The organism is Peristeroidobacter soli, from assembly GCF_004138485.1.
Lineage (GTDB): Bacteria > Pseudomonadota > Gammaproteobacteria > Steroidobacterales > Steroidobacteraceae > Steroidobacter > Steroidobacter soli.
In genome coordinates, this window is record NZ_ML142848.1 from 1,043,500 (window position 1) to 1,067,284 (window position 23,785).

Annotated in this window: 28 protein-coding genes; 10 read left to right on the forward strand and 18 right to left on the reverse strand. The window is 62.2% G+C overall.

All coding sequences use genetic code 11. The features are described 5' to 3' along the window. Positions 1 to 31: 31 nt before the first annotated feature. The 9 genes from flgJ to flgB form a co-directional block, all read right to left on the reverse strand. On the reverse strand, positions 32 to 982 hold the full coding sequence (flgJ, locus tag EKO19_RS04215; RefSeq protein WP_129775137.1) for a flagellar assembly peptidoglycan hydrolase FlgJ: 951 nt from the start codon (positions 980 to 982) through the stop codon (positions 32 to 34). Positions 983 to 995: 13 nt separating this feature from the next. After that, positions 996 to 2,081 carry a flagellar basal body P-ring protein FlgI gene (locus tag EKO19_RS04220; protein ID WP_217705207.1) on the reverse strand — a complete coding sequence of 362 codons (1,086 nt, stop codon included), beginning with the start codon at positions 2,079 to 2,081 and terminating at the stop codon, positions 996 to 998. A gap of 83 nt (positions 2,082 to 2,164) precedes the next feature. After that, positions 2,165 to 2,845 (reverse strand): flagellar basal body L-ring protein FlgH, encoded by a 681-nt coding sequence (flgH, locus tag EKO19_RS04225; RefSeq protein WP_129775139.1) that lies wholly within the window; start codon positions 2,843 to 2,845, stop codon positions 2,165 to 2,167. Between the two features lie 12 nt (positions 2,846 to 2,857). Next, positions 2,858 to 3,643, reverse strand: coding sequence for a flagellar basal-body rod protein FlgG (flgG, locus tag EKO19_RS04230; RefSeq protein ID WP_129775140.1), 786 nt, complete (start codon positions 3,641 to 3,643; stop codon positions 2,858 to 2,860). 39 nt (positions 3,644 to 3,682) lie between these two features. After that, the gene (gene flgF / locus EKO19_RS04235) at positions 3,683 to 4,426 is read right to left on the reverse strand and encodes a flagellar basal-body rod protein FlgF (RefSeq protein WP_129775141.1); all 744 of its coding nucleotides are present in this window, start codon (positions 4,424 to 4,426) and stop codon (positions 3,683 to 3,685) included. A gap of 43 nt (positions 4,427 to 4,469) precedes the next feature. Further along, the gene (gene flgE, locus EKO19_RS04240; RefSeq protein ID WP_129775142.1) at positions 4,470 to 5,693 is read right to left on the reverse strand and encodes a flagellar hook protein FlgE; all 1,224 of its coding nucleotides are present in this window, start codon (positions 5,691 to 5,693) and stop codon (positions 4,470 to 4,472) included. A gap of 154 nt (positions 5,694 to 5,847) precedes the next feature. Further along, complete coding sequence (locus EKO19_RS04245) at positions 5,848 to 6,522, reverse strand: flagellar hook assembly protein FlgD (protein ID WP_129775143.1); 675 nt, start codon at positions 6,520 to 6,522, stop codon at positions 5,848 to 5,850. Positions 6,523 to 6,549: 27 nt separating this feature from the next. After that, entirely contained in the window at positions 6,550 to 6,963 is a 414-nt protein-coding gene (flgC, locus tag EKO19_RS04250) for a flagellar basal body rod protein FlgC (RefSeq protein ID WP_129775144.1), read from the reverse strand. 13 nt (positions 6,964 to 6,976) lie between these two features. After that, positions 6,977 to 7,384 carry a flagellar basal body rod protein FlgB gene (gene flgB / locus EKO19_RS04255; protein WP_129775145.1) on the reverse strand — a complete coding sequence of 136 codons (408 nt, stop codon included), beginning with the start codon at positions 7,382 to 7,384 and terminating at the stop codon, positions 6,977 to 6,979. A gap of 753 nt (positions 7,385 to 8,137) precedes the next feature. Here flgB and flgA point away from each other — a divergent pair. The 3 genes from flgA (at position 8,138) to EKO19_RS04270 (ending at position 10,023) form a co-directional block, all read left to right on the forward strand. After that, positions 8,138 to 8,851, forward strand: coding sequence for a flagellar basal body P-ring formation chaperone FlgA (flgA, locus tag EKO19_RS04260; RefSeq protein ID WP_157995112.1), 714 nt, complete (start codon positions 8,138 to 8,140; stop codon positions 8,849 to 8,851). Positions 8,852 to 9,185: 334 nt separating this feature from the next. After that, entirely contained in the window at positions 9,186 to 9,500 is a 315-nt protein-coding gene (flgM, locus tag EKO19_RS04265) for a flagellar biosynthesis anti-sigma factor FlgM (RefSeq protein ID WP_157995113.1), read from the forward strand. A gap of 37 nt (positions 9,501 to 9,537) precedes the next feature. Beyond that, positions 9,538 to 10,023 (forward strand): flagella synthesis protein FlgN, encoded by a 486-nt coding sequence (locus EKO19_RS04270; protein WP_157995114.1) that lies wholly within the window; start codon positions 9,538 to 9,540, stop codon positions 10,021 to 10,023. Between the two features lie 42 nt (positions 10,024 to 10,065). On the opposite strand, the gene EKO19_RS04275 is transcribed toward EKO19_RS04270, so the two are convergent. The 5 genes from EKO19_RS04275 to EKO19_RS04290 all read right to left on the reverse strand — a co-directional run bounded on the left by EKO19_RS04275 (position 10,066) and on the right by EKO19_RS04290 (position 13,726). Beyond that, complete coding sequence (locus EKO19_RS04275; protein ID WP_129775149.1) at positions 10,066 to 10,368, reverse strand: hypothetical protein; 303 nt, start codon at positions 10,366 to 10,368, stop codon at positions 10,066 to 10,068. Positions 10,369 to 10,385: 17 nt separating this feature from the next. After that, complete coding sequence (locus EKO19_RS38160; protein ID WP_157995115.1) at positions 10,386 to 10,562, reverse strand: hypothetical protein; 177 nt, start codon at positions 10,560 to 10,562, stop codon at positions 10,386 to 10,388. 252 nt (positions 10,563 to 10,814) lie between these two features. Continuing rightward, positions 10,815 to 10,943 carry a hemin uptake protein HemP gene (gene hemP, locus EKO19_RS39080; protein ID WP_246038825.1) on the reverse strand — a complete coding sequence of 43 codons (129 nt, stop codon included), beginning with the start codon at positions 10,941 to 10,943 and terminating at the stop codon, positions 10,815 to 10,817. A 164-nt stretch (positions 10,944 to 11,107) separates the two neighbouring features. Then, positions 11,108 to 12,253, reverse strand: coding sequence for a DUF6607 family protein (locus EKO19_RS04285; protein ID WP_129775151.1), 1,146 nt, complete (start codon positions 12,251 to 12,253; stop codon positions 11,108 to 11,110). An 87-nt stretch (positions 12,254 to 12,340) separates the two neighbouring features. Next, positions 12,341 to 13,726, reverse strand: a complete 1,386-nt coding sequence (locus tag EKO19_RS04290) for an L-serine ammonia-lyase (RefSeq protein WP_246038826.1) — start codon at positions 13,724 to 13,726, stop codon at positions 12,341 to 12,343. Positions 13,727 to 13,944: 218 nt separating this feature from the next. Between EKO19_RS04290 and EKO19_RS04295 the strand changes: the two genes are divergently transcribed. From EKO19_RS04295 to EKO19_RS04310, 4 genes are read left to right on the forward strand one after another with little or no spacing between them, the layout of a single operon-like run. Then, entirely contained in the window at positions 13,945 to 14,598 is a 654-nt protein-coding gene (locus EKO19_RS04295; RefSeq protein ID WP_129775152.1) for a PepSY-associated TM helix domain-containing protein, read from the forward strand. Between the two features lie 24 nt (positions 14,599 to 14,622). After that, positions 14,623 to 15,135: a DUF2271 domain-containing protein gene (locus EKO19_RS04300; RefSeq protein WP_407676637.1), complete on the forward strand. Its 513-nt coding sequence runs from the start codon at positions 14,623 to 14,625 to the stop codon at positions 15,133 to 15,135. Between the two features lie 19 nt (positions 15,136 to 15,154). Then, positions 15,155 to 15,961 (forward strand): DUF4198 domain-containing protein, encoded by an 807-nt coding sequence (locus EKO19_RS04305; RefSeq protein ID WP_129775154.1) that lies wholly within the window; start codon positions 15,155 to 15,157, stop codon positions 15,959 to 15,961. Positions 15,962 to 15,967: 6 nt separating this feature from the next. Further along, entirely contained in the window at positions 15,968 to 17,335 is a 1,368-nt protein-coding gene (locus EKO19_RS04310; RefSeq protein WP_129775155.1) for a sulfite reductase subunit alpha, read from the forward strand. Here EKO19_RS04310 and EKO19_RS04315 read toward each other — a convergent pair. Next, a complete protein-coding gene (locus EKO19_RS04315; protein ID WP_217705113.1) occupies positions 17,332 to 17,682 on the reverse strand; it encodes a DUF4870 family protein in 351 nt (116 codons plus the stop codon). The two genes, EKO19_RS04310 and EKO19_RS04315, sit on opposite strands and share 4 nt — an antisense overlap. Before the next feature lie 204 nt (positions 17,683 to 17,886). Between EKO19_RS04315 and EKO19_RS04320 the strand changes: the two genes are divergently transcribed. Beyond that, positions 17,887 to 18,078 carry a hypothetical protein gene (locus tag EKO19_RS04320; protein ID WP_129775156.1) on the forward strand — a complete coding sequence of 64 codons (192 nt, stop codon included), beginning with the start codon at positions 17,887 to 17,889 and terminating at the stop codon, positions 18,076 to 18,078. Positions 18,079 to 18,088: 10 nt separating this feature from the next. Here the strand turns inward: EKO19_RS04320 and moeB are convergent, their stop codons facing one another. Beyond that, positions 18,089 to 19,216 carry a molybdopterin-synthase adenylyltransferase MoeB gene (gene moeB / locus EKO19_RS04325; RefSeq protein ID WP_129775157.1) on the reverse strand — a complete coding sequence of 376 codons (1,128 nt, stop codon included), beginning with the start codon at positions 19,214 to 19,216 and terminating at the stop codon, positions 18,089 to 18,091. 287 nt (positions 19,217 to 19,503) lie between these two features. On the opposite strand from moeB, the gene EKO19_RS04330 reads away from it, so the two are divergent. Beyond that, on the forward strand, positions 19,504 to 20,391 hold the full coding sequence (locus EKO19_RS04330; RefSeq protein WP_129775158.1) for a helix-turn-helix domain-containing protein: 888 nt from the start codon (positions 19,504 to 19,506) through the stop codon (positions 20,389 to 20,391). Here EKO19_RS04330 and EKO19_RS04335 read toward each other — a convergent pair whose 3' ends face one another. Then, positions 20,392 to 22,077, reverse strand: coding sequence for an AMP-binding protein (locus EKO19_RS04335; RefSeq protein WP_129775159.1), 1,686 nt, complete (start codon positions 22,075 to 22,077; stop codon positions 20,392 to 20,394). A 45-nt stretch (positions 22,078 to 22,122) separates the two neighbouring features. Then, positions 22,123 to 22,626: an asparaginase domain-containing protein gene (locus tag EKO19_RS04340; protein WP_129775160.1), complete on the reverse strand. Its 504-nt coding sequence runs from the start codon at positions 22,624 to 22,626 to the stop codon at positions 22,123 to 22,125. Between the two features lie 109 nt (positions 22,627 to 22,735). Here EKO19_RS04340 and EKO19_RS04345 point away from each other — a divergent pair, with 109 nt between their 5' ends. Continuing rightward, complete coding sequence (locus EKO19_RS04345) at positions 22,736 to 23,767, forward strand: aldo/keto reductase (protein WP_129775161.1); 1,032 nt, start codon at positions 22,736 to 22,738, stop codon at positions 23,765 to 23,767. Positions 23,768 to 23,785 lie beyond the last annotated feature (18 nt).

A 23,785-nucleotide genomic window follows, 5' to 3' on the forward strand; every position in this document is an offset into this window, starting at 1 on the left:
TCACCGGAACAGCGGTTGCGGGCCCATCAGATCAAAACCGACGCAGTCCGCCGCTACCGCCGTTTGTCGGCGAGAGCGAGGCGAACTTTAGGGAGTTGCCTGAGGCGTTGTTAGTGAGCGCGCGGACTTCGTCGGCCACGGCGACGATCTTCTGCGCGTAGTTCGGATCGGTGGCATAACCACCGTCCTGCAACGCCGAGGCGAAGGTGGCCACATCACCACCCGCGCCTCGGGCGTTTTCATACCGAGGGTTGTTGCCGATCAGTTGGGCATAATCGTTGAAGCTGTCCGCTGCAGACGCGTATGCGCGGAAGCGCTCGACCTTGCGCACGGCAACGCCATCTTCGAATTCCAGCGTCGTCACATTCGCGGTCGCGCCATCCCAGCTCGAGCCCGCTTTGATCCCAAACAAATTGAAACTGGAGCCGTCCGAGTGGTTCGGCACCGCGCGGCCCCAACCTGTTTCAAGCGCGGCCTGAGCGACCAGCGCACTCGGATCGACGCCGAGCGCCTCGCCTGCCTGCTGCGCATGCGGCCACATCATCTTCACGAAATCTTCTTTCGACTGCGCCAGTGGCTGATGATCGGCCGCGGCGGAAACATTCTGCGTGGCCGACGGGAACTGCGCTTTGGATGCAGCTTCGTTCGCCGCAGCCGCGTCCATGCCTTTCACCATGCCCGACGTCGCCAGCTGGCGCACCAGCACGTCCGCAAGCCCCAGGCCCTTGCCCTTGGACAGCTCCATCGAAATCTGGTCGTCGAACATGTCCTGATAGAAATCGCCCTGCTGGCTGGAAAACATCGAGCCCTCGCTGAAGCTGCGATTCGCATCGCGCATGCTCTTCAGCATCATCTGGGTGAACAGGCTCTCGAACTGCTTGGCCGCCTGCTTGAGCGTCGCCACGTCCTGCGACTTGGTGGCGTCATTGCGCAACGACGCCAGGCCGGCGAAGTCGAAGGAAGCATTGATGGGCGCGGTCATTGGTGGCGCCCCTTTAGATGACGATCAGCTCGGCGCGCAGCGCGCCTGCTTCTTTCAGCGCTTCGAGAATGGCGACCAGATCGCCAGGCGCCGCGCCGACTTGATTCACGGCACGCACGATCTCATCGAGGTTGACGCCCGCGTTGAAAACAAACATGCGTGCCGCGCCTTGCTCGACTTTGATGTCGGAACGCGGCGTCACCACGGTCTCACCGTTGGACAGTGCGTTCGGCTGGCTCACATCGTTGCGCTCGGTGATCGTCACCGACAGCGAGCCGTGAGCCACGGCCGCCGGCGTCACGCGCACCAGCGAGCCGATCACGACGGTGCCGGTGCGGGAATTCACGATCACACGCGCCGGCGCTTCACCCGGCTGAATTTCGATCGCTTCGAGCGTCGAGAGATAAGCAATGCGCTGGCTGGAGTCCGTCGGCGCCTGCACTCGCACCGAAACCGCATCCATGGCGCGAGCCGTGTCTGGACCGAGCATCTTGTTGATGCCGTCGGTCAAGCGCGCAGCGGTCGTGAAGTCCGGCGTGTTGAGATTCAACGTGACATACGGCTCGCTCGCGAAGTTGCTCGCGACGGCGCGCTCGACTGAAGCACCGTTCGGGATGCGGCCGGAGCTGGGAACGTTGAGCGAAATACGCGAACCGTCCTTGCCCTGCACGCCGAAGCCGCTGACCACCAGGCTGCCCTGACCGATCGCGTACACCTCACCGTCGATACCGCGCAGCGGAGTCATCAACAGGCTGCCGCCGCGCAGGCTGGTCGCGTTGCCGATGGAGTCGACGGTGATATCGATCGTCTGACCGGGCTTGGAGAACGCCGGCAGATCGGCACGCACCGTCACGGCGGCAACGTTCTTCAGCTGCGGATTCACGTTCGCCGGGATGGTCACGCCGAACTTCGCCAGCATGTTACGAATGCTTTGAATGGTGAACGGCGCCTGGCTGGTCTGGTCGCCGGTGCCGTCGAGGCCCACCACCAGACCGTAGCCCACCAGCTGGTTGCCACGTACGCCCGCGACCGACGCCAGATCTTTGACGCGCTCGGCCCTGGCCTGCGTCGAGACGAACATCGCCGGCACGACAAACATCGCGGCCGTCGTCAACGCGGTCAGTACTTTTGTGAGCTTCATCACGCTTGGTCCCGTACCTTTCAATATCTGGGCGCCGTTGATCAGAACGGCAACCAAGGGATATTGAAGAATCGTGCCAACAGGCCCGGCGTGTTCGCGTCATTGAGCGCGCCCTTGCCGCCGTAGCCGATCTGCGCGTCGGCAACCTTCAAGGATGAGATGGAGTTATCAGGATCGATGTCGATCGGGCGCACGATGCCCTGAATGCGCACGTACTCGCGGCCCTGGTTGATTGTGATCCATTTCTGACCTCTGACCAGAAGATTGCCGTTCGGCAGCCGCTGCGCCACCGTGACTGTGATGTCGCCCACAAGTCGGTTGCTCTGGCTGCTGTCGCCGGCGCCGTCGAACGACGATTTATTGTCGACCGACATGTTCAGCACCTCGGTGCCGTTGACGGTCACCGGCCGGCCGGCAATGGTCGGCCCCGGCATCGCCACGTTGGTGGCCTTGCTGGTGGTGGTGCTCGAGGACTTGGTGGCGTTGGTGCTTTCGTTGAGCTTGATGGTCAGCGTATCGCCCACGCGGCGCGCGACCGAGTTCTCGAACAGCGCAACGTCGTGACCCACCTGATAGATGGCGCCATTGCCGCTCTCCTGAGTCGGCGCCGGCTCGGGCCAGGTCGCGGAATAATCCGGTTCCTTCGGCGGGGTCACGCAGCCGCTGAGAGCAAATGCGGCCGCGACCACCACGAACAGGTTACGCACGGTGACGTTGATCATTGCTCAGTCGCTTCAAAGATTGTTGGTCAGATACTGGAGCATCTGATCGGTGGTCGAGATCGCCTTCGAGTTCATCTCGTAAGCGCGCTGGGTTTCGATCATGTTCACCAGCTCTTCCACCACGTTGACGTTGGAGGCTTCGAGCGCGCCCTGCTCGATGTAACCCAGGCCGTTCAAGCCCGGCGTGCCGGTCTGCGGCGTGCCGCTCGCGGCCGACTCGACCAGCAGGTTCTCGCCCTTGGGCTGCAGGCCCGCGGGATTGATGAAGTCCACCAGCTGCAGCGTGCCGATCTGCGTCGGCGCGGACTGACCCGACAGCTGCGCGGTGACCACACCATCCTTACCGATGGTGATGCTCTGTACTCCGTCGGGAATCGTGATGCCCGGCTGCACGCGATAGCCGGCGGACGTGACCAGCTCGCCTTGCGGATTGAGCTCGAAGTCGCCGTCGCGCGTGTAGCCCATCGTGCCATCGGGCAACAGCACCTGGAAAAAGCCGCGACCGTTCACAGCAACATCGAGGCTGTTGCCAGTGGTCTGCATGTTTCCTTGCGTGTACTGCTTCTCCGTCGCCACGACGCGGACACCCGTGCCGAGCGACAAGCCCGTCGGCGCAACCGTGTCCTGCGAGGTCGAGCCGCCGACCTGACGCACGTTCTGATACAGCAGGTCCTCGAACACAGCGCGGCCCTTCTTGAAGCCGGTCGTGCTGACGTTGGCGAGGTTATGAGAGGTCACGGACATGCGCGTCTGCTGCGCATCGAGTCCGGTTTTGGCGGCCCATAAAGCTGGATTCATGATGAGTACCTGAAGAAGTGACTGGTAACTGGTGGCGGATTACATGCCGCCACGGAGCAGCTGTGCCGAAGTCGCCGCATTCTCTTCGGCGGTGCGCATCGCTTTGACTTGCAGATCGAAACGACGCGCCAGCTCGATCATGTTGACCATGGCGTCCGCCGTGTTGACGTTGCTGGATTCGAGCGAGCCGGTCGCGAGTTTCACGTTCGCATCCGGCGGCACATCGACGCCGGTGGAGCTGCGAAACAAACCGTCCTCGCCGCGAACCATGTCCGCATCCGGCGGATTCACCAGCTTGATGCGGCCGATCATCGCGGTGGTTTCCGCGCCCTGGCCCAGCGGAATGACGGAGATGGTGCCGTCGGCACCGATAGTCAGCGACGTGTTCGGCGGCACGCTGATCGGACCGCCCTCACCCATCACCTGATGGCCCGCACCGGTCAGCAACATGCCGTTCGTATCGACGCGCAGGTCGCCGGCACGCGTATAAGCCTCACGCCCATCCTTGCCCAGCACCGCGATCCAGCCCGCGCCGTTGACACCCACGTCCAGATCGCGGCCCGTCGACATCAACGAGCCCTGCGTCGGATCCCAACCCGTGGTCGAGTTGGTCGCATAGGCGCGCGAGGTATATCCCGTCCCGGCCACGTTGCGCGTTTGAAACGCACTCATGTCGGCGCGAAAACCGGTCGTGCTCGCGTTGGCGAGGTTGTGGTTGTTCGCGGTCTGGGCGCGCAAGGTCTCCTTGGCGCCCGACATCGAGACGTACAGAAAGCGGTCCATTAGTTACTCGATCTCACTTGCGTGAGAGTTGGCGAATATTGACCTAGCGAATATTGATGATGGTCTGCGTGATCTGGTCGGCCGTCGAAATCATCTGCGAGTTGGCCTGGAAATTACGCTGCGCCGTGATCATGTTGACCAGCTGCGCGGTGATGTCGACGTTCGACGCTTCCAGCGCGCCCGACTGAATCAGACCGAAGCCCGAGTTGCCGGCCTGGCCGTTCAACGGCTGACCCGAACCAAACGTCTGCGCCCAGGTGGTGTCGCCGAGCTGCTGCAACCCCTGCGGGTTCTGGAAGTTCGCGATCGCGACCTGACCGAGCTGCGTCGACTGACCGTTGGTGAAGCGGGCCTGCACCACGCCGGTGGAATCGATGTCGATACCGATCAGGCGGCCGGTGGTGTAACCGTCCTGCGTGATCGAGGTCATCGTGAACGTATCGCCGTACTGGGTCGTGCGGCTCAGATCCATGGTGATGTTGAGCGGCGCCGCGCCCGTCGACAGACCCGCGGCCGCGTCATAGGTCGGCAACACGAACTGGCCGTTGGCCGGCGTCGTCAGATTGCCGTTCTGGTCATACACCAGATGCTGCGTGCCGGACGGGTTGCCGTCGATGGTCATGTGCATGTCCCATTCGTTGGTCGCCGTCTTCACGTAGTACATGCTGGCCGTGTGCGCCGCGCCGAGCGAGTCGTACACAGTCATCGAACGCGCAGTGTTGTAGCTGGTTTCATCGGACGCGCTGAACGGCGTCGTGGTCGGCACCGTCGCCGCGGACGGCAGATTGAAAATCGTCTCGACTTCCGACGTGGCGGCCGGCGAGCTCTCGCTCGTCACCAGCCGCAGATCGGTCATGGTGCTGGTGTTGAAACTGCCGTTGGCTCCCGCCGGATACACCTGCAGGCGCTGAGCCTGGCTGTTCACGACATAGCCGTCGTTGTTGGGACGGAACGCGCCGGCACGGCTGTAAACCGTGGAGCCGCCGTCGCTCAGGATGAAAAAGCCCTGGCCGCTGAGCGCCAGGTCCATGCTGTTGTTGGTGGTATTGATGTTGCCCTGGGTGAACTGCTGCGCCACCGAGGCCACCTTCACGCCGTTACCGGTCGCGTTGCGGTTGACGCCGTACGGAGAGACAGCAAACAAATCTGCGAACTCGGCGCGCGACTGCTTGAAGCCGGTGGTCGAGGAGTTGGCGATGTTGTTGGCGGTGACGTTCAAGTCCTGCTGAGCCGCATTGAGACCGCTGAGCGCGATACCGAAAGACATTTGAGTGACTCCTAAGACGAAAAACTACCAACCGAAATTTCGACGACCCTGAACTCGATGACACTACCGGTCGTAAGACCAACTCAATCGAGATGCTTGGCGAAGTGTCATGATTCGGCTGCGAGAAAGTGGCAAGCCCGTTAACTGAAATCTGTTACTGCACGCGACGCACGTCGGCCATCGAGATCGAGCCGAGCGTCGGAGTATTCAAAGAGAGATTGTTGCCGGAGGCGTCCAGGCTGACGCTGGACACGCGTCCCGCCATCAGCACCTCGAGCGATCCGCTCTGGCCGCGCACGTTGGCGACGGCTTCGATGTCGTACGTATCCGATTCGGCCTGGGTGCCGTCGCTGCGCAGGCCGTCCCAAGTAAAGTTCTGCGTACCTTCGGCGGTCTCGAGCTGAATCTCGCGCACTACGGTGCCGGCCGAGTCGGTGATGCGCAGTTGCAAGGATGTCGTCCCGGCCGGAACGTCGACCTGGCCGCTGACCGTGCCGCCCTGGGTATGTTCGAAGCTGTCGGCCGAGGCGAGGATGTCGCGGCCGATCATGGTCGAGCCGTTCAATGTCTGGGTCGAACGCAGCGACGCCGCCAATGTTTCCAGCGAGGTCTGCATGCCCTGCACGCCCGACACCGTGCCGAACTGCGCGAGCTGCGAGATGAACTCGGTGCCTTCCAGCGGCTTCAACGGATCCTGATTCTTCAACTGCGCCGTCATCAGCGTCAGGAACGAATCGATGCCGAGCGTCTGATCCTTCTTCTGCTTGGCCTCGGCCTCGGCCTGCGCCTGCGCGGCCCAGTTCTGGATCGGATCGGTAGCAATAGCCATGTCATCAACTCCGGAGATTTCTATCTATTACGAGCCGAGCCGCAACGTGGCCAGCATCATTTCCTTGGCGGTATTCATCACTTCGACGTTGTTCTGGTAGGAACGCGACGCCGAGATCATGTCGGTCATCTCTTCGACCGTGTTCACGTTGGGCGCGTACACATAACCATTGGTGTCGGCGAGCGGATTGCCCGGCTCGTAGCGGGCGCTCGGCGCTTCCGGATTCTCGAAGATGCCTTTGACCGCCACGCCGGAGGACGACGCGTCCTTGCCGAGGCCGTTCTTGATGGCTTCGAACAACGGATGCTTGGCCTTGTAGACCTGATTCGGATCGCCGCTGACGCTGTCGGCGTTGGCGAGGTTGCTGGCGGTGGTGTTGAGGCGCACCGACTGCGCGCTCATGCCGGAGCCGGCGATGTTGAAAATGTTGAAAGAGGACATGTGTCGTTACCTCTTATTGACCCGTGATGGCGGTCATCAGGCCGCGGAACTTCGAGTTCAGGAACTGCAGGGTCGCCTGATAGCGAACCGTGTTCTCGGCGAACTGGGCCTGCTCCATCTGCGCATCGACGGTGTTGCCATCGAGCGAAGGCGCGAGCGGGTTGCGGTATTTCAGTTCAGGCGCCGGCGAGCCGTTGACCATCTTGGGCCCGATGTGCCCGGCATTCGTGGTCTGCAGATGCACCCCCGGCTGCGCGTTGCCGCCTGCCTGAGCCAGCGCTGCTTTGAAATCGATGTCACGAGCGCGATAGCCGGGCGTGTCGGCATTGGCGAGGTTCGCCGCCAGCAATTCGGTCCGCTGCGAGCGCAGCGTCAGCGCCTGCGCGTGCACTCCCAGATGTTTGTCGATTGCGCTCGTCATGATTGCATCCGCCAGAAAACTGTCTGCGAAAGTAGTTAGCAAGGCGCGTGCCACCTTCTCTCGAGCCGCGTCATTCCTCGGCTCGCCGCTGCTCGCGAGCATTAGCAAACAAAAAAGTCGCGACGTGGATCACGCGACGGTGGCAACGATTTGCCGCCCCGGCAGAGCTGAGGACACTGACACGTCGGTAATTCGCGCCGCCGACGTTGCGTCAGCTCGCGTCGCTGAGCGGAGCGTCCGGTGGCTGGCGCCGCGCGAGGTGACGTCCCTCCTCCCGGCACCGTGCTCCCCTGCTGCCTTCGCTATCGCTCGTCCCGTTGGTCCCGTCCCTGGGCGCACTGCTACGAAAAAGTCCCTCTTTTTCGAAGCTGCCGGAAGGAGGGACGTCACCTCGCACGACGCCTATAGGTCAGTAGTAATGGCAAGCGTCCGGAGGCGCATCGCTTCAATGCCCTATTGGTAGTAGCTGCCGTACGGAGGAAGAGACGTCACCTTGACTCCTATGGATCAGCGGCAACCGCGCCACTCCGTCCTCTTGCCAAACCTCCGGGCGAAGCAAGCAGGTCGGCGGCCGACGGGCCGCTCGACCGTCTGGCCGGTCGGGGCGTGTGCATTTCGGCGTCCGGCTGATTTGTTGGCTGCGTCACAGTTCGTACCATCAACCCGGCGCGTTCTGGGGCGCGCACGATTTGTGGCATTTCACTTGCTTTGTTTCAGGCAGCGTCAATGAGACGACTCTCGGCGGTTTCGATAGTGAGCAGCTTTCGTTCTTATATAGGTGCCTCGATGGGCGCCATTGCAGCTCTGGCCTTCGCGGCACACGCGAACGCCGCGGGCGTGCAGACCATCGATTCGATTCGGGCAGCGGCTGAGCAGTTCGTACGGTCTTCCCTGCCGGAAAAATCCACCAAACATTTCGTCACCGCCGGCAACCTCGATCCGCGGCTGCGGCTCGATGAATGCGCGTCCCCGCTGGAGGCCTTCTCGCAAGGCACAGCGATGAATACCGGTCGCATGACCATCGGCGTGCGCTGCCCGTCCGCGAACCCGTGGACGATTTATGTGCCGGTCAGCGTCGAAGTCGAAGTTTCCGTGCTGGTGCTGAGAAGGCCGCTGTCCCGGCGCTCGCGGGTCGAGCTCGCCGATGTCGAGCCGCAGGTCCGTCGCCTGCCCGGGCTGGCGTCAGTCTTCATCAACGACGTGGGCAGCCTGCAGGGCCATCGCCTGAAGCGGTCGCTGCCCGTCGGCACTGCGCTGACGGTCGAGATGCTCCAGCCGGACGTGCTGGTTCGTCGGGGTCAACAGGTCACGTTGATTGCCGCTAACAGCAGTGTGCAGATTCGCGCCCAGGGCCAGGCGCTCACCGAGGGCGCCGTCGACGAGCGCGTGCGGGTCCAGAATGTGAGCTCGCTCAAGGTTGTGGAAGGTGTAGTGGAAAGTGATGGAGTTGTCAGGGTCGGGCTGTGAAAAACCGCGCGAAACCGCGGCGGCTTTCTGACACTGGGGTTTTCCCTGCGTCGCGAAACGGCGCCAGATTTGTCAGAAGCTGGCCGAGTGTGCCGCGAGTCCCAGAAACTCCCGGTGAAAACGAGTTTTGTGTCGCTGCTGACGGGTTACAGGAGTGTGCCGAGCCGAGTTGATTTGACCTATTGTCACGCCGGGTTTTCGCGCACTTGAGTGAATCCCCTAAGGCACCTCTGAGGCCGTGACCGATGAGGGTGCTAAAGTTCTCAGAATTGCGGCCGTTACCCTCTTCGAGCGGTGCGACGTTGTTGTCGAAAGCCGCAACCGGAGAAAGGACGTGACTACCAAAATCACTGGCTATCAGAACACCCCCGTACAGGTGGGCACCGATAAGTCGGTGTCGCGCGTGAAGGATGGTGCTGCGAGCTCCGCCGAAGTGGCGAGCAAGCCGGCCAACCCCGTGCAGATCACTGACCAGGCCCGCCAGCTGGCGGCGCTGGAGCAGACAGTGAACAGCGTCCCGGTGGTGAACGAGGCGAAAGTCGCGCGCATCCGCCAGGCGATCGAAGACGGTAGTTACCAGGTGGTGCCGGAGCGCATCGCCGACAAGCTGCTCCGCATGGATCGCGATTTAGGCGCAGTGCAGAGCTGAAGCGGAGTGTTTCAGATATAGACGAGGAGTGAGATTCGTGGATCCGGTTGTCTGTCGCGATACGCTCGACAAGTTGATCGCCGAAGAATCGAGCACGCTGGACCAGCTGCATCAGCTGCTCGAGCGTGAGCATGAATTTCTGGTCGCCAACGACGTGGACGCGCTGGAGCGCGCCGGTCATGCGCGTCAGAACTGCATCGGTACGCTGATGCGTATCGAAGACGACCGCAAGGCATTGTGTCGGGCACTGAACGTGCCGACCGACAATCACGGTCTCGATCGCGTCCTGGCGTGGTGCGATCCCACCAAACAATTGCGTCGTCGCTGGAAAGAACTCGGCGAACGCGCCGACCGCTGCCGGACTGCCAATGATCGCAACGGCGCCCTGGTCACTGCGCGCATGAGTCGCGTGCAAGGCTTGTTGGACATCGTCACGGGTCGCGCCGGTCAGCCCAAGACTTACGGCCGCCAGGGCGCTTTCCAGAATCAGCCGCGCACCGGCCGCGTCATCGTCTCTGTCTGATCCTGAAATCACCGGCCGCGCCCGCGGCCAGGTGATGTTTCCTCATCCGTTCAGTTGATTCAGGTCGACGGCTCTCTCGGGAGCCGGCGGCCTGTCGCTATTTGCAACGACGTCGCCGAGCCGCAGCAGGATGCTCGCGGTGAGCTTACTGCCCTCCTCTTTCACCATGCGCGAGACCGCCAGGTTCAACAGCGCATTGGCGATGTATTCCCGCTGCGCCATCGGCACGTCGCGCAGCGAGCTCTGAATCCGATGCATCACCGATTGCAGCTGCGCCACTTCCACGCCGCGATCGTCATCGGTCATTACACGAGTCAAACAACGGCGGGACACGACTGCGTTCATCACTAGGCTCCGTTGACTCAGGACACGAAATGCAGCGCCTCGACCCAGGCTCGCACACCGACAATCGCGGCGAGCACGGCGCTGACCAGAGAAGGGAAAGCAGGCAGAGGCACGCGCAACCAGCGTTGACGCGGCGAGGCGGAATAAACGAGCGCGGCGGCCAGCATCCAGGTGGCGAGCGCAAAGATCAGCATCCAAACATCCGTTGGCACAGCGACCTCGACTACGCCGATGTTTGTTTATTCGGCGGCGCGATGTGAAGGAGCTGGCTGCGCCGCTCTCGGGGGAGGAGGCAACGGCGCTGGCGGGCGAGATCGCATCGCCCTTCGGGCTCGCGATCGATTCATTTCAGGAACAAGCTCACCTGAGTCCCGAAGGACTCACGTGACCGGGCGATCCAGCACTGAGTCCCGCGGAACCCGGTGACCGATCGCTTCAGCGAGCGGTCACTTCGTGAGAATCAACTTGTTACTGTGAGTCACACGCAGACGGTAATAACCGCCGCTGTGCTCGATCAGGATTTCCCGCGCCTTGCCGAAGAGCTCTTCGGAACGCAGTAAAGGAATCGCCGGCAAACGAGCAAGCTCGGTGGCCGGCGATCGAACCTCCGCTGGGCGGAGAGGGGTTTTGGATTGTGTGTGCAGCATGGATGCAAATGATAATGACTCTCATTAATAGTGCAAGCGTCTATTGGACTTTTTTTGATCCGTGCCGTTTTGTACCTATGCCAGCGGCTGGCTCAAGGCAACGCGCCCATGTCTTTCAAGGCGTTACGTATGACAGCCAGATTTTGTGAGCTGGCCGTCTCGCCCTTCTCCGCCACCTCGTCCGCCTGCGCGAACAGCGGATGGAACAGGCCGAGCTTGTCGACCGGCCCCTTCAAGGTGACCTCGCCCTGCTTCACGAAAATCTGCGACCACTCATCGCGCACCTGATCCCAGAACTGTTTGGTGCGCTCGTAATAAACATCGGCCTGCGCGAAGTCGGCGTCACGAATTCGCTCGTAACGAGCGACACCATATTCGCGCGCGACATACGGCTGCGACGGATCGATCGCACGCGCCGACGTGAGCACCGTCTTCAAATTGTTTTCTTCTTGAATCCATCCCGTCGGCGAGATGGTGTGACGATTGGTGCCGACCAGCACCTGATAGTCGTCGCGCACGCTCCATTCGCGTCGGGGCAGCGGCCGCCAGGTCTCTGCGCTCAACCAGGAAGAGAAACTGCCTGAATGTTCCCAACGCCCGACGCTCGCGTAACGCGGCGACTCGTCGACTTGATAAACCGTCTGCAACCAGACGCCTTTGGCATCGGCGGCACTGAGCTTGCGACGTTGCCAACGATCGCGACCGCGGTACTCGACGATATTCGCGGGCTGGTATTGCCAGTCCTGACGCCAATGTTTGGTGACCATGGGCTCGCTGATCGAGCCGTCCTTCTGCACGATGCGCATCTCCAGGATGTGCACCAGGCTGATGTTCTTGCCGTCGTCGCTGTCGACGTAAACCTTTTCCGTGCCCCACGATTGATAAGGCGCGTTCGGTTTTTCCAGCGTTTTGAAAGGCACGACTTCGAGGAAGTCGAAAGTGACTCGATAGGTCCCGGCCATGGCGAGAATGGCGCGACGGTCGCGCTCCAGATCGGTCAAGCCGGCCGCGCGCAAATCTTTCCATGCTTTGGAGGGCTCGAGATCGAGCGTGACTGGCGCGCCTTTCGTCGTGCCACCTCGCGGAGCTGGCACGCCCGCTTCCAAAGGCCACGAGAATGTATAGCGCGCTGGCGCCGACGCTTGCTGTGGTTTGCCCGAGTACTCGTCGGCGCCCGACGCCGCACTAACGAACAGCGTCGCCGCGATGGCGGCGACCCAACCTTCCACTCTGATCATGACCGACTCCTGAACGCACTAGCTTGGATCCGACGTGGTCCTGGCGGTCCCGTCAGTGTAAGCGAGCGGCGTTCCAGAGTTGGAGCGTCAGCACTCCGGCAGGTTGACGGCGAGACCGCCCAGCGAGGTTTCCTTGTAGGAATCCTGCATATCGGCCCCGGTCCGCCGCATGGTCTCGATCACCTTGTCCAGTGTGACGTGGTGCGAACCGTCGCCCATGAGCGCGAGGCGTGACGCGTCCACCGCCTTCACTGCGCCGGTGGCATTGCGCTCGATACAAGGAATCTGCACCAGACCGCCGATGGGATCGCACGTCAGACCGAGGTTGTGCTCCATACCGATCTCGGCCGCATTCTCGATCTGCTGGTTGGTACCGCCTTGCGCTGCCGCGAGGCCAGCAGCGGCAATGGAACACGCGACGCCGATCTCGCCCTGACAGCCCACTTCCGCAGCGGAGATACTGGCGTTCAGCTTGTACAGCGAACCGATCGCGCCGGCCGTCAGCAAAAATGTATGACGCCCTTCGCGCGTACCATTACAGAAACGATCGTAATAACGCAGTACAGATGGCACGACCCCGGCCGCACCGTTCGTCGGCGCAGTGACCACTTTGCCACCCGCCGCGTTCTCTTCATTGACCGCGAGCGCCCACACGTTGATCCAGTCCATCGCGATGAGGCCGTCCGAGCTCTGCGCCTGTTCGCGCTTTTCCAGCATGCCGCGCAACTTGGCTGCGCGACGCTTCACATTCAAACCGCCCGGCAATATGCCTTCCTGCCGCAGACCGCGATCGATGCAGGAATTCATGGCCTCGGCGATGCGGTCCAGCCGGGCGAGCACTTCCTCGCGAGTCTGGGTCGCGCATTCATTGCGCATCATCACTTCGGCGATCGTCAGACCATTGCGCTCAGCGACCTCCAGCAACTCCGCCGCGTCGGAGAACGGCAGCGGAACGGTGGTTGCGGCCATCGCCGTCGCAGGCGCCTTGGCTTCTTCGTCGCTGACGACGAAGCCACCGCCGACGGAATAGAAAGTCGCCTCGCGCAACAGCTCGCCGCCGGCATCGCGCGCGAACAGCGTCAACGCGTTCGGGTGATACGGCAGGCTTTCTTTGTATTTCCAGTGGATGTCGCGCTCGATGCGGAAGTCGATCTCATGACTCCCCGCCAGCTTCAGCTTGCCGTGCTGACGAACGTCTTCGATGAGCCCGGCCGCCGCATCGGGATCGACTTGCGCAGGCAACCAACCCGCGAGGCCGGTCGTGACAGCGGTATCAGTGGCGTGGCCCTTACCCGTCAGCGCCAGTGAACCATAAAGATTCACGGTGACCTGGGCGACTCGCGCCAGAATTCCCTGCTCATCCAGCGACTTCGCGAACCGGCAGGCAGCGGTCATCGGCCCCATGGTGTGGGAGCTCGACGGCCCGATGCCGATTTTGAACATGTCGAAGACACTGACGGTCGCTGCGCTCAAGAGACACTCTCGTTCAACGGTAAAACCCGCGAATAGTAAACGTACGGCCTGCACGGGGGTGTTGCCGGCGGACACATTAATTGATTCTTCGGGGCAATTTCGAAATTTTCAGCAAAGGACTTGCCAATGAGAATTATTCTCATACACTGCCAACCTATCCTCCTCTCATTCAGTGTCGCGCGCGTCTGTGATTTCACCGGATCTTGCAGTGGTTGCTCATGGCTGAAGCCCTCCGTGCCTCCTCCGCCCGAGCGCAAAAGGCCCGCGCGTTCTGGCTGAAGCACCTTCATCAGTGGCACTGGATGAGCGCGGCGATGTGCCTGGTCGCGATGCTGCTGTTCAGTGTCACCGGCTTCACGCTCAACCACGCTTCGTGGATTGGGGCGAAGCCCAAGGTCACGACCCAGACGGCGGCCCTGCCGGCACCGTTGCGCGAGCAATTGAAGAAGACGCGGGAGTCTAGTGGCGATGACAAGGCCGCGCTCCCGACCGAAGTAGCGGATTGGCTCGACCAGACATTGACGGTGCGAGTCGAGGACCGCGAGACCGAATGGTCGGACGATGAAATCTATGTGTCGCTGCCGCGCCCCGGCGGCGATGCCTGGCTGACGGTGAATCTGGAGGACGGCGAAGTCACGCACGAGCTCACCGATCGCGGTTGGCTGTCGTACTTCAACGATCTGCACAAGGGACGCAATGCCGGCGCCGCGTGGAGCCTGTTCATCGACGTGTTCGCCTTCGCGGTGCTGGTGTTCGCAATCACCGGACTGCTGCTGTTGAAGATGCATGCGGGCAATCGTCCCGGCACCTGGCCGATGGTGGCGCTGGGACTGGTGCTGCCGCTGCTGCTGGCGATTTTGTTTATTCATTGAACGATGGGAATGGACATGAGAACAATCACCAAGCTGGCCAGCGCCATGCTGCTGATCGGATCGAGCTGCGCGGCGTTCGGGACCGAGTTGAATCTCAAGCTGACGATTCCGCGTCCGGACGTCGCCGAATATCACCGCCCATACCTCGCGGTGTGGGTGGAGAATCAGGATCAAAGCGCCGCCGCGCAGCTCGCCGTCTGGTATCAGACCGACACTAAAAAAGAAGACGGCACGCAGTGGCTGAAGGATCTGCGTCAATGGTGGCGTCGTGGCGGCCGTGAGATCCAGATGCCGGTCGACGGCGTTACCGGCGCAACCCGCCCCGCCGGTGAATACACGCTGAGTTTCAAGAACACGGACAAGCAACTCGCGACGCTCGCGCCCGGCAAATACAACGTCGTGGTCGAAGCCGTGCGCGAAGTCGGCGGACGCGAGCTGCTGCGCGTGCCGTTCGAATGGCCCGGCACTCGGAAACAAACGGCGACGGCTCAGGGCAAGTCCGAGCTCGGCGCCATCACGCTCAACATCACTCCATAACTCCTTCGCGAGGAAAACCATGAGAACCGCACTTCGCGCCATTGCCGCCACCGCCGCCCTGCTCGCTCCGTTCGCGAGTCATGCGCACAAGATGTGGCTGCTGCCCTCCGCTACCGTGTCGACTGTCGATCAATGGATCACCGTCGACGCGGCGGTCTCGAACGATCTGTTCTATTTCAATCATGTGCCGCTGCGCCTGGATTCGCTGGCAATCACCGCGCCCGATGGCTCGAAAGTCAACGCGGAGAATCCGTTCACCGGCAAATATCGCAGCGTGTTCGACGTGCAGCTCAAGCAGAACGGCACGTACAAGGTCGCGCTCGTCAACAACGGCTTGTTCGCGAGCTACGAAGAGAACGGTCAGCGCAAACGCTGGCGCGGTAACGCGGAGAAGTTCGCGAAAGAAGTCCCCGCCGATGCCAAGAACCTGGAAGTGAGCGAGTCGGTCGGCCGAGTCGAGACCTTCGTCACCGCCGGCAAGCCGACCGAAGGCGCACTGAAGTCTGCCAACGTCGGTCTCGAACTGGTGCCGCTGACTCATCCGAACGACCTGTACGCGGGTGAAGCGTCGAAGTTTCGTTTCTTGATCGACGGCCAACCCGCCGCCAATCTCGAGGTGGTCGTGCAGGCCGGCGGCACCCGCTATCGCAACGACCAGGAAGAACAGAAGCTCAAGACTGACGCCAAAGGCGAGCTGGCCGTGAACTGGCCGACGCCCGGCATGTACTGGCTCGAAACCGGCTCGGAAGATCAGAAGACATCGCTCAAGCAGGCCAAGCAGCGCCGGTTGAGCTACGTCGCGACGTTCGAAGTATTGCCGCAGTAAGGCGGAATGTCCGGGATTCTCGACGGCCTCAGCGACGCACGACTGTATTCAGCGTGCGTCGTTGTCGTTTTGTATCTCACCACCTGCGCGTATTTTCTCTGGCCGCGACGCCGGCCCGCCCTGGTCGCCACTGGCGGCGATCCCACGCTGATCGCGTTCGCCAGCCAGACGGGATTCGCCGCCGAACTGGCGAATCGAACCGCACAATCGCTGCAAGCCGCCGGCGCGCCCGTGATGCTCGCGTCGTTACAGCAGATCGACAATCGGATCCTGAAGCAAACCAGGCACGCGCTATTCGTCGTCAGCACGACCGGCGAAGGCGACGCACCGGATCCCGCCGCCGGATTCGTTCGAGATGTGCTGGATGGCGCCGTGCCGCTCAAGGAGCTGAGCTATGGCGTGCTCGCACTGGGCGATCGCGAGTACGACAACTACTGCGCGTTCGGACATCGCCTCGACCAGTGGCTGAGGCATCAAGGCGCGACCGCCTTGTTCGATGTGATCGAAGTCGACAATGGCGACGAAGGCGCGCTCCGCCATTGGCAGCATCAGCTCAGTGTGATGAGCAACAGCCCCGACCTGCCTGATTGGGAAGCTCCGCGCTACGATCGCTGGCGCCTCACCGCGCGCCATCACATCAATCCCGGCAGTGCGGGTGACGCCTGTTTTCACATCGAACTGCGTCCGCAGACCACAGACGTCAAATGGCAGGCGGGCGACATCGCCGAGATCGATCCGCGCAATTCAACCTGGGACGACAAGCGCGAGCCGCTGCCTCACCGCGAATATTCCATTGCGTCGTTGCCCACCGACGGCGCGATTCATTTGCTCGTACGGCAGATGCGCCGCCCGGATGGCGAGCCCGGCCTGGGTAGCGGCTGGCTGACGGCTGGCGCGAGAGTTGGAGATGACATTGCTGTCCGCGTGCGCCCCAATCCCAATTTTCACGCGCCTCAAAGCAATGTACCCCTGATCCTCATCGGCAACGGCACCGGTATCGCGGGCCTGCGAGCATTGCTGAAGGCTCGTATCACCGAAGGTCGCCACCGCAACTGGCTCATCTTTGGCGAGCGCAACCTCGCGCACGACAGGTTCTACGGCGAGGAGATCGAGCGGTGGCGCGCCAGCGGACAATTGGAACGCGTCGACCAAGTGTTCTCGCGCGATCAGGCAGAGCGGCGCTACGTCCAACACGGCGTAGTCGAGTGCGGCGACGAATTGAAACGTTGGGTCAGCGACGGCGCGGCGATTTACGTGTGCGGCAGCTTGCAAGGCATGGCGCCGGCGGTCGACGCCGCACTCTCGGAAGTGCTCGGCGCCGACCTGCTCGAAGAACTGGCGATCACGGGCCGCTACCGGCGCGACGTCTACTAAAGCCCCCAGCCGCGATGATTCGGATACGGCGCGCGCTCGCCGGCGTATCTCAGGCCTTTCACGCAGCGGATGATCCACCAGATCGCCAGCGCGATCAGGATCGGCACGCCGATCAACACCCAGGTCAGCACCACACCGATCGCGCCGACCACCAGGCCGAACCAGAACGTGCGGATCTGCAGCTCGTAGTGCGTGCGCAGCCACTCCGGCGCGTCGTCCTTATAGACGTAAGCCATGATCACGCCGATCAGCGCCGTGACGCCTGAAATCAATGCCAGCAAATAGAGCACGTAGATGACGTTGACCATCGACGTATTCGCCGAACTGTCGCTAACGCTCTGATTCACGGTGGACTCCCAAGCCTCACGCTAATATGAAAATTGTGCGACCGGTCACGCTCCCGCTCAACCGCATTCACCGGCAAATAGCCGCGACTGGCCCGGATTGCTGCCGGCGGGGAATCAATTACATGCCATTCGCCACGATGATGCCACGCGCACGACGGCGTAGTCTGCACTCACAGTTTGAAGCGAAAGGCGAGGAGATAGTCCATGCTCGATTTCGAAGACGACAAGGTGGTGCACATGCCGACCGGTGTGCAGACGACTTCGCCGGAAGCGGCAAAGACGCTGGAACAGGCGTGGCAGCGCCGTCGCGCCGAGCTTGCCGATTGGGCGCCGTCCGCCGGCTGGCTCACCGATCGTCGTGACGTGCGACATCTCGGCCGCGTCGGCGCCCGCTGAGAATCCAACCTCAACCGACCGGCGCGACCACGAACGATGGATCGAGCTCTTTAGCCCAGGCCAGTAAGCCCCCTTCCAAATCAGCCACATTTGTCATCCCGGCGCGCGTGGCGACGGCCGACGCGGTCAAGCTACGCCCGCCGCTGCGACAAATGAAAACGACCAGCTGATCGCGAGGAATTTCGGCAAGCCGCCGCTCGACTTCGCCAACGGGAATGCTCACCGCTCCCGGCAAATGCGAAGCGCGGAATTCGTTCGGTGATCGCACATCGACGATGGCGACTTTCCCCAACAGCTCTCGCAACTCCAGCGGCGACAGGCGCCGCGTCACCTCGGCACTGCAGGCCTCAGCCAGATCCGCTGGCTCATGAATCGTCGGATGATCGCCGCAGACCGCGCAGTCCGGGCGCCGCGTGAATCGAAACTCGCCGAAGCGCATCGCCAACGCATCGTAGGTCAACAGCCGGCCGAGCAACGGCTCACCGACGCCGACGATCACCTTGATCGCTTCGGTCGCCTGAATCGTGCCCATCACCCCCGGCAACACACCGAGCACACCTGCCTCAGCGCAGTTCGGCACGAGACCATCGGCCGGCGGCTCGGGAAACAAACATCGATAGCAAGGTGCCTGGCCCGGTATATACGTCATGGCCTGCCCTTCGAACCGGTGGATGGCGGCGGAGACCAGCGGCTTGCGCAGAATCACGCACGCATCGTTGGAAAGATAACGTGTGTTGAACCGATCCGTGCCATCGAGCACCACGTCGTACTTACTGAAGATCTCGCGCACATTCGCGGCACGCAGCTCAACAGTGTGCGACACCAGCTCGATCTCAGGATTGAGCGCGAGCAAACGTTCCTTCGCGACCTCCGCTTTCGGCCTGCCGACGCTCTGCGTGTCGTACAGCACCTGTCGCTGCAGATTCGAGACATCCACCCGGTCGTTGTCGATCACACCGATCGTGCCCACGCCCGACGCCGCCAGATACAACGCCGCTGGCGAACCCAGGCCACCGGCGCCGACCAGCAGCACTTTCGCGGCCTTGAGTTTTTCCTGGCCTGGAATACCGATCTCGCGCAGCGCCAGGTGGCGGCTGTAACGCGCGAGATCCGCTGGAGATAACGAAGGAGTCGACATCGCTCGACCATCACACTTGCCACCAGCCCTGTCAACCGCGAACCTGAACCGTTGCTAAATGCAGAAAGCGGCGTGTCATGGATTGCGCGCTTGATGCACCGACAGGCAGCTCTTTCGGCCGGCCTGTTGAAGCTCACCGACAGCGCGCTCGATAATTCTCGCGCAGCGGGCTGACCCATTAAGCCCGGCACCAGCACGAACGGACGCTGACTGACACGGACCGGAGCAGCCCAGATGGCTTTTCTCGTTGTATCCTCGATGCAGCAATACGGTGCCGGAGATCACCGATGAGTGCCAGCAACCCCCTGGTCGCAGCGACGTCAGCACCGCCGCGCGCCCACCGAACCGTCAACGCGAACATCAATAACTTCTCCGCCGGCCTGACCCGCATCGATCCCAGGCCCTACGCGATCGTGTGCATGCATATCGGCCCGTCGGTGGAAGTGACCTGCGACCGCGGCGGCAAACTGCGTCACGGCCGGGAAGTCGCGGGCGATCTGGATATCATTCCGGCGCACACGCCGGCCGCATGGGAAACCAAACAAAGCGGCACCACGCTGGTCATGCGCGTGCCCGATGAACTGCTCCGCAATGTCGCGATCGAGCTCGACATGGATCCCTCCAACATCGAGATCGCCGACCGCTTCCAGTTGCGCGATCCGTTCATCGAACACATCGGCTGGGCCATCAAGGCCGATCTCGAATCGGGCGGCGCGGGCGGACGTTTGTTTCGTGAAAGTCTCGGCACCGCACTCGCCGCGCGGCTGCTTCAACGTCACAACCGCCGTTCGCTGCCGATGCGCGATCCGAAGGGCGGCTTGAGCGCGTGGAAACTCAAGCTGGTGATCTCGCACATCGAGGACAACCTGGAAAGCGAGCTGTCGCTGGCGGAAATCGCCAAGGTCGCCGGTGTCAGCGTGTCGCATCTGAAGACGCTATTCCGGCGCTCGACCGGCACGCCGGTGCATCAATACATTCTGCGCCGGCGTGTGGAGCGGGCGAAGTTGCTGCTACAGGATGAGTCGCTGTCGATCGCGCAGATCGCGTTCGCCACCGGCTTTGCACATCAGAGCCATCTGGCCCGTCACATGCGCAAGATTCTGGGCGTCACGCCGGCAGCGGCGCGGCGCGATCTGGCGCGTCCGCATATGGCGGAGCAGGCGGCGAACGTCTGATCAAGCGGTCACGTCTACGCGCAGCTGCAGCTCGGCGATCATCTGCTCGCGCATGATGAACTTCTGAATCTTGCCCGTGACCGTCATCGGGAACTGCTCGACGAACCGAACGTGCGTCGGTACTTTGAAATGCGCGATCTGATCGCGACAGAACAGCCGGATCGCATCGGCATCGCACGGTTCAACGCCTTTGAGCTTGATCCAGGCGCACACCACTTCGCCATACCGCTGATCCGGAATGCCGAACACCTGCACGTCTTGAATCTGCGGATGGCGGTACAGGAACTCTTCCACCTCACGCGGTGAAATGTTCTCGCCGCCACGAATGATCAGATCCTTCACGCGACCGGCGATGTTGCAATAACCCTGGGCATCGATCACCGCCAGATCGCCCGTGTGCATCCAGCCTTGTTCGTCGACGGCCTGACGCGTCTTCTCGGCGTCATCCCAATAGCCGGTCATCACGCTGTAGCCGCGAGTCAGCAACTCGCCGCGCTCGCCTCGCGGCACCACTCGGCCATCGATATCGACGATCTTCACTTCCAGATGCGGATGAATCCTGCCGACCGTGGACACGCGACGCTCGATGGAATCGTCATTGCGGCTTTGGAAACTCACCGGGCTGGTCTCCGTCATGCCGTAAGCGATGGTGACCTCGCGCATGTGCATGTCAGCGATGACGCGCTTCATCACTTCGACCGGGCACGGCGCGCCCGCCATGACGCCGGTGCGCAGCGAACTCAAGTCATACTGCTGAAATTGTGGATGATCCAGCTCGGCGATAAACATCGTCGGTACGCCATAGAGGCCCGTGCATTTCTCGGCCGCGACCGCTTCCAACACAGCGCCGGGATCGAACGCCTCGGACGGAAAGATCATCGCCGCACCGTGCGTCACGCAACCAAGCACGCCCATCACCATGCCAAAGCAGTGATATAGCGGCACGGGAATGCACAGGCTGTCCTCGTGCGAGAACGCCATGTGACTCGCGACGAAGTAGCCGTTGTTGACGATGTTGTGATGAGACAGCGTCGCGCCCTTGGGCAGGCCTGTCGTGCCACTCGTGAACTGAATATTGATGGGATCTTCCGGCTGCAACAGCGAACGCAGCTCGTTCAATCGTTCGCGTTCAACGTCGGTGCCCAAGGTTTCGACCACGCGGAACGGCATGAAGCCCGGCACACGCGCATCGTCGGTGAGAATCACGGTACGTAACGTCGGCAGCCGCGCGGACTGAAGATCACCGACCGCGCTCGTCGCCAGCTCCGGCGCGAGTTGCCGAAGCATGCCGACGTAGTCGCTGCTCTTGAAGTTGGGCGCGAGTATCAACGCCCGGCAGCCGACTTTGTTGAGCGCGAACTCCAGCTCCGAGATGCGATAAGCGGGATTGACGTTGACCAGAATCAAGCCGGCCTTGGCCGTCGCGAATTGGGTGAGCACCCATTCATACCGGTTCGGCGACCAGATGCCGACCCGATCGCCCGGCTGCAGGCCCAGACCGAGCAAGCCGGCGGCGAAGCGTTCCGCCGCTTCGTTCAGTTCGCGATAGGTCCAGCGGATGTTCTGATGACGGACGATCAGCGCCGGCCGCTCGCCCCAGCGACGCGCCGCGTCCTCGAGCGCCATGCCGACGGTTTTGTAGAGCAGCGGCACCGACCCGGTGCCACAAACGTAGCTCAGCTCCATGGATCCCCCAGCGAGCTCGCGGCCCGCCAATCTACATATCTGATTTCACGAGGCAGTCGAGACGAAGCGTGCGTGCTCTCGATCTTTACGAACCTCATCGCCACGGAATACCTGACCGCTCATGGCCACGTACACCCCCGGGGGTAAGGTCTGCACCGCTGCGAAAGCCATCCCCAGGTTGAACATCGCATCGCTTTCCGCGAAACGGGCCGGCGACAGCGCGCCGGTGAAGACGATGGTCTTGCCGGCGATGGCTTTGAGCACCTGGGCCGAGTCGGTCATGGTGTCGGTGCCGTGCGTGATGACGACCCGATCGGTGTCGAGCGCCGCGACCGTCTCGTACAGCGCCCGGCGATCCTGGTCGGTCAGGTCCAGGCTGTCCTTGCGAAACATCTCGACCACGCGGAACGGGCGCGTGACATTGGCCACGTCCAGCATCTTCTTGACCATGGGCTCGCCGATCTTGTACGCGCTGAGGGCGTCGAAGTAGGCCTTGTCGATGGTGCCGCCCGTGGTTATGACCACGATGGGTGCGATGACTTTTTGCATCCGGGCAAGATACCAGCCTGGCGGGTGGACCATAAAGACCCCCATGAACCCGCTTCACGAGTCCATGCGTTACAGTCGCCCCGCGTTTCAGGTCTTACAGGAGACGGCGATGGAATTCAGGCAATTGGGCGCATCGGGTTTCAGGGTCCCGGTGTTCAGCCTCGGCACCGGCACGTTCGGCGGCAAAGGTGAGTTCTTCAAGAGCTGGGGAGAGAACGACGCCCGGGAGGCGACCCGGCTGGTCGACATCTGCCTGGACGCCGGCATCAACATGTTCGACTCCGCCGATATCTACTCGGGGGGTGCCGCAGAAGAGATCCTGGGCGCGGCCATCAAGGGCCGGCGCGATCAGGTCATCATTTCCACTAAGGCCACCTTCCGCCACGGCAAGGGCCCGAACGACGTGGGCTCCTCGCGCTTCAACCTGGTGCGCGCGGTCGACAAGGCGCTGAGCCGTCTGGGAACCGACTACATCGACATCTTCCAACTGCACGGCTACGACGCGCTCACTCCGGTCGAAGAGACGCTGCAAACCCTCGACGACCTGGTGCGCGCGGGCAAGCTTCGTTACACCGGCGTCTCGAACTTCTCCGGCTGGCACTTGATGAAGTCGCTGGCCGCCTCGGATCGCCATGGCTGGAACCGCCACGTCGTGCACCAGGCGTATTACTCGCTGATCGGCCGCGATTACGAATGGGAGCTGATGCCGCTCGGTGTGGAGCAGAAAGTCAGCGCCATCGTCTGGAGTCCACTGGGTTGGGGCCGGCTGACCGGCAAGATCCGGCGCGGTCAGGGGCTGCCCGAAACTTCGCGCCTGCGCTCGCAATTGAGCATCGACAAAGGACCGCCGGTCGCGGACGAGTATCTTTACAAGGTCGTGGACGCGCTCGACGAAGTGGCGAAGGAAACCGGCAAGACGGTGCCGCAGATCGCTCTGAACTGGCTGTTACAGCGACCGACCGTTGCGAACGTCATCGTCGGCGCCCGCAACGAGGAGCAGCTGAAACAGAACCTCGGCGCGCTGGGTTGGAATCTCACGGCCGAGCAGGTGAAGAAACTGGATGAGGCCAGCGCGACGCCGCTGGCCTATCCGTACTGGCATCAGCGCGACTTCAAGGAACGCAATCCGCCGCCAGTCTGATGGGCCCTGACGACGGGC